Below are 10,745 nucleotides of genomic sequence, written 5' to 3'. Positions count from 1 at the left end.
ACGCTCAAAACAAAGCCCGGGATCCGCGAGCGCGCAAAACGCGTGAAACAGATCATCGCCCGGATGATCGGGTTCATTGAAACCTACGATGAGAACATCGGCGATCTCGACTCGGTTTAGATCGGCAAAGAAAAACCGCCGCCAATCGGCGGCGGTTCATGCCCCACAGCACGGAATGCGTCAGGCAATCCGGGGCCCTTTTTTTGGTGTCGGTCGCGTCTGGCCGCCACGGGGATACACGCCTTGACCCGCGCGACCGGCCAAGGCTAACTGTCGCCGTTCGGTGTGCGCATCCGAACTGCCGCGGCCCGCCCGTGGCTGGCTGGAAGACCTGCCATGTTGTCGGAGATGTCCGGTGTCATGCGCGGGCAGCCCTCTGGAACCATCGTGCATGACAAGGGAAGGACAGTGTGATGGGCACTCTGGATATCGATTTCGTGCGGGCGCAGTTTCCGGCCTTTGCCGAGCCGAGCCTGCAGGGACAGGCGTTTTTCGAGAATGCGGGCGGGTCCTATACCTGCAAGCCGGTGCTGGACCGGCTGACGCGGTTCTATACCCAGCGCAAGGTGCAGCCCTATGCCCCGTATGAGGCCAGCCGACTGGCGGGCGAGGAGATGGACGAGGCGCGCATGCGGATGGCGGCCCTTCTGGGCGTTGACACTGACGAGCTCAGCTTTGGCCCCTCGACCACGCAGAACACCTATGTTCTGGCGCAGGCGTTTCGGCAATGGATGAAGCCGGGCGAGGCGATCGTGGTCACCAACCAGGATCATGAGGCCAATTCCGGCCCCTGGCGGCGTCTGGCCGAGGACGGGATCGAGATCCGCGAATGGCAGATCGACCCCGAGACCGGCGCGCTGAACCCGGCCGATCTGGAAAACCTGTTGGACGACAAGGTGCGGCTGGTCTGTTTTCCGCATTGCTCGAACGTGGTGGCCGAGATCAACCCGGTGACCGAGATCACCGCCATCGCTCACGCCGCAGGGGCCTTTGTCTGTGTCGACGGCGTGTCCTATGCCCCGCACGGGTTCCCCAACGTGGGCGAACTCGGGCCGGATATCTATCTGTTCTCGGCCTACAAGACCTATGGCCCGCACCAGGGCTGCATGGTGATCCGGCGCGCGCTGGGCGACCTGCTGCCCAACCAGGCCCATTTCTTCAATGGCGACGTTTTGTACAAGCGGTTCACCCCGGCCGGGCCGGACCATGCGCAGGTGGCCGCCAGCGCGGGCATGGCGGATTATGTCGATCTGCTGTGCGACCATCACGGAGGCCCGGCTTCGGGTGCTGGCGAACGCGGTCAGTTCGTGCATGACCTGATGCGTGCGCATGAAATTGCCCTGCTGCAGCCGGTGCTGGATGCGGTCAAGGACCGAAACGCCGTGCGCCTGATCGGCCCGGCCGAGGCCGAGCGGCGCGCGCCGACCGTGGCGCTTGCGCTGAACCGCAACGCCGAGGAGGTTGCCGCCGAACTGGCGCAGCACGGCATCATGGCGGGCGGCGGGGATTTCTACGCGGTACGGCCTCTGACCGCGATGGGGGTGGATCTGGGGCAGGGCGTCCTGCGGGTCAGCTTCACCCATTACACCTCGCGCGACGAGATTGACCAATTGCTTCAGGCATTTGATCGCGTTTTGTGATCCACTGCGCCCGCCACTGCGTAGACAGGGAAAAACAGGGCGAGCATGGACAGCAAACAGTCACCCATCCTCATCTGGTTCCGGCAGGATTTGCGCCTGTCGGACCTTCCGGCGCTGAGCGCCGCGGTACGCTCCGGGCGGCCGATCATACCGGTGTTCATTCGCGATTCACTGGTGGATGGTCTGGGGGCGGCGCCCAAATGGCGGCTGGGTCTGGGGCTGGCGGCCCTGGCGCAACACCTTGAACGCAAGGGCAGCAAGCTTGTACTGCGCAGCGGTCCCGCACTGGACGCGCTGAAGGCTTTGATCTCCGAAACGGGCGCGCAAGAGGTCTATTGGTCTCGGGCCTATGACCCGGACGCAATCGCGCGGGATACGGGTATCAAATCGGCGCTGGCGGAACTGGGCCTGACCGCAAAATCCTTTGCGGGACACCTTCTGTTCGAGCCGTGGACAGTGGCCACCAAGACCGGGGCGCCCTTTCGGGTCTTCACGCCGATGTGGCGCGCGGTTGCGCAGCGGGACGTTCCTTCGCCAGACCCGGCCCCCGAGCGGCTGGCTGCGCCAACGCACTGGCCGGCATCCGAACACCTGGACGATTGGGGCCTCGGGCACGCCATGCGGCGGGGCGCCGGGATCGTTGGTCAGCATGTTCAGGCCGGAGAGACAGCTGCCGAGGCGCGGCTTGACGCCTTCATGGAGCGGCTGGACGCCTATCCGGCGCAGCGCGACGCGTTGGCGGATGACACAACATCGCACCTGTCCGAATATCTTGCGCTGGGCGAGATCGGCCCCCGAACGGTCTGGCACAGGGTCAAGGGCGCGGCCCTGATCGGCTCGACCGGCGCCGACGCCTTTCTGCGGCAACTGGTCTGGCGCGAGTTCGCCTATCACCTGATGTACCACACGCCGCATCTGCTGACGCGGAACTGGCGGCAGGAATGGGACGGCTTTCCTTGGAACGAGGACATCGAGACGCCCGAGGTTCGGGCCTGGATGACCGCGCGCACGGGCATACCGGTCGTCGATGCCGGGCTGCGCGAGATGTACGTGACCGGGCGGATGCACAACCGGGCGCGGATGATCGTGGCAAGTTATCTGACCAAGCACCTGATGACGCATTGGAAAATCGGGATGGACTGGTTTGCCGACGGCCTGGTCGACTGGGATGCCGCCTCGAACGCGATGGGGTGGCAATGGGTGGCGGGTTCGGGGCCGGACGCCGCGCCGTTCTTCCGTATTTTCAACCCGCAGACACAGGCCGAGAAGTTCGACCCGACAGGCGCCTATGTGCGGCGTTGGGTGGCCGAGGGTCAGAGCGATCCGCCAGAAACCGCCCTGGCGTATTTCGAAGCCATCCCCCGGTCTTGGAACCTGAGCCCCAACGACGCCTATCCGCGTCCGGTCGTTGATCTGAAGGTCGGCCGCGCACGGGCGTTGGCCGCATATGAAGGCCGAAAAGACCAGTAAGGAACTGAAAACTTGCCAGAAACGCTTTCGCGACCTAGCCTGACCCGAACACCGCAAAGGGGAGCGCGGATGATCCTGACCACCACCGAGGGGCAGAAAGACCTGCCCAGATATTTTGCCCAAGTCTTCAAGACGCTCGGTAAGATGGAGTCCGGGCGGCTGGATATCGGCTTGCCCGACGGGCGCGTGTTTCGCAGCGAAGGCGCCAAACCCGGGCCGGTTGCGCGGGTGGATATTCATGACCCGGACGTGTTCGCGCGCCTGATCCGCGAAGGCGAGCTTGGATTTTCCGACGCCTACCTGGAAGGCGGGTGGAGCACGCCCGACCTGCGGGCGTTCATGGATCTGGTGCATCTGGGCACCGAGACGGTCTATGACGATTTCACCGGCAAGTTCCTGGTGCAGGCCTATGAGAAGCTGCGGTTCTGGCTGCAGCGCAACCACCGGAAGCAGGCCCGCAAGAACATTTCGTACCATTATGACCTGGGCAATGACTTCTACGCCGCCTGGCTGGACGATACGATGACTTATTCCAGCGCCCTGTTCGAAACCGGGCAGGAAAGCCTGGAAAAGGCGCAGATCGCGAAATATGCCAGCATGGTCGATGAGATGGGGGTAAAGCCCGGGGATCATGTGCTTGAGATTGGCTGCGGCTGGGGCGGGTTCGCGGAATACGCCGCCAAAGAGCGCGGCCTGCGCGTGACCGGGTTGACCATCAGCCAGGAGCAGTTGAAATACGCGCGACAACGCATAGAAAAGGCAGGATTATCGGGCCAGGTCGAGCTCAAGCTGCAGGACTATCGCGACGAAGGTGGGCAATATGACGGCATCGCTTCGATCGAGATGTTCGAGGCCGTCGGGCAGAAATACTGGCCCGTCTATTTCGAAACCGTGCGCGAGCGGCTGAAGCCCGGGGCGCAGGCGACCTTGCAGATCATCACTGTGGCCGACCGACGCTGGGAGGTCTACAGGAACGGGGTGGATTTCATCCAGAAATACATCTTTCCGGGCGGCATGCTGCCGTCGCCGACGGTTCTGCGCGCGCAAGTCGCGCAGGCGGGCCTGCAGGTCGTGCGATCAAAGGAGTTCGGGCCAAGCTATGACCTGACCCTGCGCCGCTGGTATGACACGTTCAATGAAAAATGGGACGAGATCGCCGCCATGGGCTTTGATGAGCGTTTCCGCCGCATGTGGAATTATTATTTGACCGCCTGCGGCGCAGCCTTTGACACCGGCAATTGCGATGTGACACAGATCACCATAGCAAAACCAAACTAAAGCACGGAAAAGACACATGCCCACCGCCTCTCGCCTGGTTGCCGCGATCTGCCTTGTGGTCGTGGCCTTTCTGGTATCCGGAATGATCATGGACAACGGAGAGGAGGGCAAGGATTATGGCTATTTCACCTATGTCAACGTCATCCTCGGGTTTCTGTGCGGCTGGGTGATCATGGGCAAGCGTGCCGGTCACGGGTGGACGGCCGCGGTCAACAACGGGCTGACCGGGGTGGTTTCGCTGGTGTTCTGGGGGCTGTTCGTGCAGGGCACCTATGAGATGTTCCGGCTTGCGATGCGCCACCGGTATGACGGCCCGTTCGAAGCGCTGCTTGCGATTTTTCAACTGGGCGTCGAGTTCGGGCGGGAACTGATCTATCCGGAAATCATCGCAACCTTGGCCATCGGGGCCATCCTGTCGGGGCTGTTCACCGAAGAAGCATCGCGCCGGTGGAACTGAGCTCTGTTTGAAGGTCCCGACAACATGGCAGATCTGTTTTTCTACGGCACGCTGCGCCATTTGCCGCTGCTCGAACGTGTGCTGGGCCGGTCCGGTGATGCTCTGGCGGTTCGGCCGGCCCGTCTGCGCGACCACGCCGTGCGTTGCGCCGAAGGGCAGCCCTTTCCGATGATCGTGCCCGAGCCGGGACAGGCGGCCGAAGGGCTGCTTGTGCAAGGACTGGGGGCGTCGGACCTGGACCGGCTGGCCTTCTACGAGGGCGGGTTCGAGTTCGACCTGCGCGACTGCGAGGTGCAGTGTGACGATGGCGCGCGGGTGCCGGCCCAGGTGTTCTTTCCTGCCGCCGCCCGGTGGACACCGGGTGCGCCATGGTTGCTGGATCAGTGGGTTGCCCGATGGGGGCCCATGACCCTGCTGGCCGCTGACGAGGTCATGAGCTGGTACGGCCGAATCGAGCCCGCCGACATCGCCAAAAGCTTTCCGGCCATCCGAACCCGGGCCTGGGCCCGGCTTGCGGCCCGGGAACGCCGCACCGGAGATCCGCGCGATGTCCGCAAAGACGTGATCGCCCACCGGCACCATCGGGCCTATGTCAACTATTTCGGTGTCGACGAGATCGACCTTCAGTATCGCCGCCACGACGGCACGATGGGGCCGGTGCTGAACCGCAGCGCGCTGATGCAGGGCGGTGCCGTGGTCGTGCTGCCATATGATCCGGTCCGCGACTGCGTGCTGCTGGTCGAACAGTTCCGCCCGCCCGTCTATCTGATCGATGATCCCGAGCCATGGGTCTGGGAACCGGTGGCCGGTATGATCGACCCCGGCGAGACGCCTGAACAGACGGCGCTGAGGGAAACGATGGAAGAGGCGGGGGTGTCGCCGTACCGGTTGGAAAACGCCGGCGAGGCCTATTCCTCGACCGGATCGTCGACCGAATTCGTCCATCTGTATGTCGGCTTGTGCGATCTGACCGATCCGGCCGTCAATGGTGGGTTGACCGCCGAGGGCGAGGACATCCGCAGCCGGATCCTGCCATGTGACGCGTTCATCGGTCAGGTCGACCGACACGGCTTCAAGGACATGCCGTTGCTGGTGGTGGCGCACTGGCTGGCGCGCCACCGGGATCGGTTGCGCGGCTGAGCATCGCCGCTTGCCGTCACGGCCGGGCACCTGTATGCCTGCACTGATGCCAAATGACACGAGGGCGCCATGCGCATAGCACGAGATCTTGCCGACGCAGTTGGAAAAACCCCGTTGATCCGCCTCCGCCGGGTCAGCGAGGAAACCGGATGTGAGATTCTGGGCAAGGCCGAGTTCATGAATCCCGGCCAGTCGGTCAAGGACCGGGCCGCGCTGTACATCATTCGCGACGCCATCGCCCGTGGCGAGCTGAAACCAGGGGGAACGATCGTCGAAGGCACGGCCGGCAACACCGGGATCGGGCTGGCTCTGGTGGGGGCGTCGATGGGGTTCAAGACGGTGATCGTGATCCCCGAAACCCAGTCGGAAGAGAAGAAGGACATGTTGCGCCTTGCCGGGGCGCAACTGGTGCAGGTGCCAGCGGCGCCGTACCGGAACCCCAACAACTTTGTCCACTATTCGCGTCGCCTGGCCGAGAAACTGGCCAAGACCGAACCCAATGGCGCGATCTGGGCCAACCAGTTCGACAACGTCGCCAACCGTCAGGCCCATGTGGAAACCACCGGCCCCGAGATCTGGGAGCAGACCGAAGGCAAGGTCGACGGGTTCATCTGTGCCGTGGGCTCGGGCGGAACGCTGGCCGGCGTGGCCGAGGCGCTGCAGCCCAAGGGGGTGGCCATCGGGTTGGCCGATCCGATGGGCGCGGGTCTGTATTCCTATTACACGACCGGCGAAATCGCGATGGAGGGCAGCTCGATCGCGGAAGGGATCGGTCAGGTGCGCATCACCAAGAATCTGGAAGGGTTCAAGCCGGACCATGCCTGGCAGATCAGCGATACCGAGGCGCTGCCCTATGTGTTCGACCTGCTGCGCGAAGAGGGGTTGGTGATGGGCGGCTCGACCGCGATCAACATCGCCGGCGCGGTCCGGCTGGCCCGCGAAATGGGGCCGGGGCACACGATCGTCACGGTCTTGTGCGACTATGGCACGCGCTATCAGTCCAAGCTGTTCAATCCCGAGTTCCTGCGGGAAAAAGAGCTGCCGGTGCCCGAGTGGATGACCGAAGCCCCCCGCAGCATCCCCGGCGTGTTCGAAGACGTTTGATGGCTAGGTGGCTGCATCATCTGCTGGGGCTTGCCCTTGTGCTCGTGCTGGGCCTGGCCGGCGCGGCCTCGGCCCAGTTGAGCGACACGCAGAGCGAATACTACAAGCGTTGGCTCAGTACTGCCGAGCGCGCCGAAAAGGTGATAGCGGCCCAGCGTGCCTCGAATGTCGCGCTCGAGAAATTGCGTTCCGAGCTCAACACTTACCGCGAAAACTTCAACAAGGCGCGGACGGCCAATTCCGAGCGTCTGACGACGCTGGAAGCGCAGCTCAAGGCGTTGGGTCCGGCGCCCGATGACGGTTCGGAAGAACCCGAAGAACTCGCCCAGTTGCGGGCGCATCTGGAAAACCAGATCAACAAGCTGAAGCTCCCGCGGATCATCAGCGAGGAGGCCTTCAGCCGCGCCAACGGTTTGATCGGCGAGATCGACTCGATCATCCGCGCCCGGCAGCGCAAGGAGCTTCTGGCGCGCGGGCCGTCTCCGCTCAATCCCGCCTATTGGCTGCCGGCCTGGGAGGCCGTCAGCGAGGCCGCGCGCAGCCTGGTCAACGAAACCGAGGCGAACCTGCGCTCGGCGGTCGTCCGTGAACGGATGAGCAACGATGCGCCGGCCATCCTCACGTTGGTGGTGCTGGCGCTGGTTCTTCTGATCTTCGGCCGACGCTGGTCGGAAAAGGCCGGCGACTATTTGCGGCGCTTCGGCGGATCGGGTCGCGGCGTGTGGAGCTTCATCGTCTCGTTGTTCCGGATCATCTTTCCCTGGGTCGGGGTCGTTCTGCTGATACAGGCGGTGACGATGACCGGAGTGCTGGGCCTGCGCGGAACGCTCTTGATGCAGGAAGTCCCGTACTGGGCGGCGATCATCCTGTTCTATGACTGGATCGGGCGCCAGGTCTATCTGATGAGCGAGACCGGTGAAGCCATCGCCCTGTCCGGGGGCAAGGTTGCCGAATTGCGCCTGTATGTCGATCTGCTGGCCGTGATGCTGATCCTGCACGAACTTGTTCTGCTGTTCGGTCGGATCGAAAACATCTCGGATGCCACCCGCGCGGTGGTCAGCTTTCCCGCCATCCTGATCACCGGGCTGCTGCTGTTGCGGGTGCGGCAAATCCGCGGCGGCGACACGGGGGAAACCGATGACCAGGCTGCCGTGCGGGGGCGGGCGTTCGCGCAGATCGTCGAGCTTCTTCGGCGCCTCATGTTCCTGTTGGGCGCAGCCGGGCCGGTGCTGGCTGCGATGGGGTATACCAACGCGGCCGAGGCCGTCGTCTTTCCGGCGGTCAAGACGCTGATCCTGATCGCGGCGCTGGTGATCTTCCAACGTTTCGTGACATCGCTTTATGGCTGGCTGACGGGCCAGCAGGACAGGGCGGGCGACTCGCTGTTCTCGGTGCTGGTCGGGTTCGTTCTGGCTATTCTGTCGCTGCCTGTTCTGGCGCTCTACTGGGGCGCGCGAGAGACCGACCTGATCGAGGCCTGGTCGCGGATCATGCTGGGCTTCGACATTGGCGGCGTGACGATCTCGCCCTCCAATTTCCTGACCTTCGTGGCCGTCTTCGTGATCGGCTACATGCTGACCCGCCTCTTGCAAAGCACGTTGCGGGGATCGCTTCTGCCGAAGACCGGGCTCGACGCCGGAGGGCAGGCCGCCGTGGTGGCCGGAACGGGCTATGTCGGTATCTTCGTGGCCGCGCTGGTCGCCATCGTGGTCGCGGGCTTTGACCTGTCGTCGCTGGCGATCGTGGCCGGTGCGTTGTCGGTCGGGATCGGTTTCGGTCTGCAGACCATCGTGTCGAACTTCGTCTCCGGGATCATACTGTTGATCGAACGCCCGATTTCGCAGGGCGACTGGATCGACGTGAACGGAATGACCGGATATGTCCGCGATATTTCGGTCCGCTCGACCCGGATCGAGACCTTTGACCGGACCGATGTCATCATCCCCAACTCGGACCTGATCAGCGGGGTGGTCACGAACTATACCCGTGGCAACACCATCGGGCGGGTCATCGTTCCGGTCGGGGTGGCCTATGGCACGGATACCGCCAAGGTCGAGAAGATCCTGCGCGAAGTGGCAAACCAGCATCCGATGGTTTTGGCGCACCCGGCGCCCAACATCTACTTTGCCGGGTTCGGGGCCGATTCTCTGGATTTCGAAATCCGTGCGATCATCCGCGACGTGAATTGGGTGGTGTCGGTCAAGTCCGACATGAACCACGAAATCAATCGCAGGTTCGCCGAAGAGGGGATCGAAATTCCCTTTGCCCAACGGGATGTCTGGCTGCGCAATCCCGAGACTCTGAGGAACCCCTAGACCAGCAGAGGCTTCGCCATCCGCCCGTGAGGCGCGGAGGGCGAAACCGGGGCACGCCGTTGCGGCGGCGCGTTCAAGCGTGGCGCGGTGCATCGGATCTGGGTCGGGGACCATCCGGCGCGGGCGGTTTCCCGGCGGTCGGGCGTCAACACGTAATCTCGCGGCAGGTGGCCGAGGCTTTTCGGGGCCTCGGTGGTGTAGCCGGTTCTGGACTGCGAAGCCGTGAAGCCAAGCCGGAAGCGCGAACTGGTCGGGGTGGTGGAGAAGAGTGAACCGGCATGCAAGATTGCCCCCCTTATTGGGGCATCAGCGCCCAATGGTGACGTCTCTGATATTTGGTTTCAGTCGCGTCCCCACGAATTTCAGGGAGCGAGTTGAGGATGTTGGTTGTGGAGACGATTGCGAGGATCAGGCCGGAGTATTTTGTCCAGGAGAAGTCTGTCAAGCAGATCCGCCGCGAACTGCGGATATCTCGGAATACGGTGCGCAAGGTTGTGCGCTCTGGCCCACCCGAACAACGGCATGCCGCGGCCCGATGGCTTAGAGTATGGACAGCGGAAACTGAACGGGACAGGCGTCCGGGAAGCCTGGGAAACCTCACAATGCTCGGTGCGCCCGGCGCTCGTGACGTCAAGCGGAAGGCGAGGGGGCCCCGAGCCGAAGCAGGGGGCGCCGATGGGATCGCCAGCCGGTGCGCATGAGTCGGGACGAGACGTCAAAGCCCGGAGGCGTTGTGTATGGGTTCAAAGGGCGGGTTGGATGGATCATCGGCAAGGTCGAAGTTTGTCACCCGTCGGAAATGCATGCAAATTGCGTTTCATCGGGCCTTGCAAATCCTTGTTCAATGGTTCAAAAAACCCCGGCACGGAGAGGTGGCCGAGTGGTCGAAGGCGCACGCCTGGAAAGTGTGTAGGCGGGAAACCGTCTCCAGGGTTCGAATCCCTGTCTCTCCGCCACCAATTTCCCGTAATCACTTGAAATTATTGTTTTTTCGGCGATTGCGCTACGTGCCATCCCCCATTTTCCACCCCCTCGAAAGCAAGCCAAAACCAAGGAGCGTAGCGGCAAAAACTGTTTGCTAATGCATTTCCGTACTGAACAGTCCGACTCTAAGTTTATCAGCCCACAGCCGACTGTCTGAAGTCAGCACCTATCGGACAGATTTAGGGGTTTGAGCAACGGAGGATTTCTGGTTCATCGAAGCCATCAAGGAGCGAAGATGAACAAGAAATCCGGAACAAGCAAGGATGCCGCTGACAAGCTGGTCAGAGGCATCAAGCGGAAGACCCGTAAACAGTATTCAGCGGCAGAGAAGATCAGGATTGTCCTGGCTGGCCTGCG

7 protein-coding genes and 1 tRNA gene are annotated in these 10,745 nt (G+C 62.9%); all 8 read left to right on the top strand.

Features of this window, described 5'->3' with window-relative positions:
• The first annotated feature begins 413 nt into the window (after positions 1-413).
• The 8 genes from F3H26_RS18470 to F3H26_RS18430 all read left to right on the top strand — a co-directional run bounded on the left by F3H26_RS18470 (position 414) and on the right by F3H26_RS18430 (position 10,360).
• Positions 414-1,640 carry an aminotransferase class V-fold PLP-dependent enzyme gene (locus F3H26_RS18470; protein ID WP_149777447.1) on the top strand — a complete coding sequence of 409 codons (1,227 nt, stop codon included), beginning with the start codon at positions 414-416 and terminating at the stop codon, positions 1,638-1,640.
• Between the two features lie 45 nt (positions 1,641-1,685).
• A complete protein-coding gene (locus F3H26_RS18465; RefSeq protein WP_149777446.1) occupies positions 1,686-3,110 on the top strand; it encodes a cryptochrome/photolyase family protein in 1,425 nt (474 codons plus the stop codon).
• 69 nt (positions 3,111-3,179) lie between these two features.
• Entirely contained in the window at positions 3,180-4,388 is a 1,209-nt protein-coding gene (locus tag F3H26_RS18460; RefSeq protein ID WP_149777445.1) for an SAM-dependent methyltransferase, read from the top strand.
• A 70-nt stretch (positions 4,389-4,458) separates the two neighbouring features.
• Positions 4,459-4,845, top strand: coding sequence for a TrgA family protein (locus tag F3H26_RS18455; RefSeq protein ID WP_394349794.1), 387 nt, complete (start codon positions 4,459-4,461; stop codon positions 4,843-4,845).
• A 24-nt stretch (positions 4,846-4,869) separates the two neighbouring features.
• Positions 4,870-5,985, top strand: a complete 1,116-nt coding sequence (locus tag F3H26_RS18450; RefSeq protein ID WP_149777443.1) for an NUDIX domain-containing protein — start codon at positions 4,870-4,872, stop codon at positions 5,983-5,985.
• Between the two features lie 69 nt (positions 5,986-6,054).
• A complete protein-coding gene (locus F3H26_RS18445; RefSeq protein WP_149777442.1) occupies positions 6,055-7,089 on the top strand; it encodes a cysteine synthase A in 1,035 nt (344 codons plus the stop codon).
• Positions 7,089-9,404 (top strand): DUF3772 domain-containing protein, encoded by a 2,316-nt coding sequence (locus tag F3H26_RS18440; protein ID WP_149777441.1) that lies wholly within the window; start codon positions 7,089-7,091, stop codon positions 9,402-9,404. The genes F3H26_RS18445 and F3H26_RS18440 overlap by 1 nt, the downstream gene beginning before the upstream one ends.
• Positions 9,405-10,270: 866 nt before the next feature.
• Positions 10,271-10,360 (top strand) — tRNA-Ser (locus F3H26_RS18430).
• Positions 10,361-10,745 lie beyond the last annotated feature (385 nt).

The organism is Ruegeria intermedia (genome assembly GCF_900129345.1).
Lineage (GTDB): Bacteria > Pseudomonadota > Alphaproteobacteria > Rhodobacterales > Rhodobacteraceae > Ruegeria > Ruegeria intermedia.
The sequence above is the reverse complement of the archived record's forward strand: the minus strand, read 5'-3'. Positions and strand labels throughout refer to the sequence as shown.

Bases quoted from the DNA above. Each gene is read 5' to 3' on its own strand.
- F3H26_RS18470 (WP_149777447.1), top strand. From the start codon at position 414: ATGGGCACTCTGGATATCGATTTCGTGCGGGCGCAGTTTCCGGCCTTT.
- F3H26_RS18465 (WP_149777446.1), top strand. From the start codon at position 1,686: ATGGACAGCAAACAGTCACCCATCCTCATCTGGTTCCGGCAGGATTTG.
- F3H26_RS18460 (WP_149777445.1), top strand. From the start codon at position 3,180: ATGATCCTGACCACCACCGAGGGGCAGAAAGACCTGCCCAGATATTTT.
- F3H26_RS18450 (WP_149777443.1), top strand. From the start codon at position 4,870: ATGGCAGATCTGTTTTTCTACGGCACGCTGCGCCATTTGCCGCTGCTC.
- F3H26_RS18445 (WP_149777442.1), top strand. From the start codon at position 6,055: ATGCGCATAGCACGAGATCTTGCCGACGCAGTTGGAAAAACCCCGTTG.
- F3H26_RS18440 (WP_149777441.1), top strand. From the start codon at position 7,089: ATGGCTAGGTGGCTGCATCATCTGCTGGGGCTTGCCCTTGTGCTCGTG.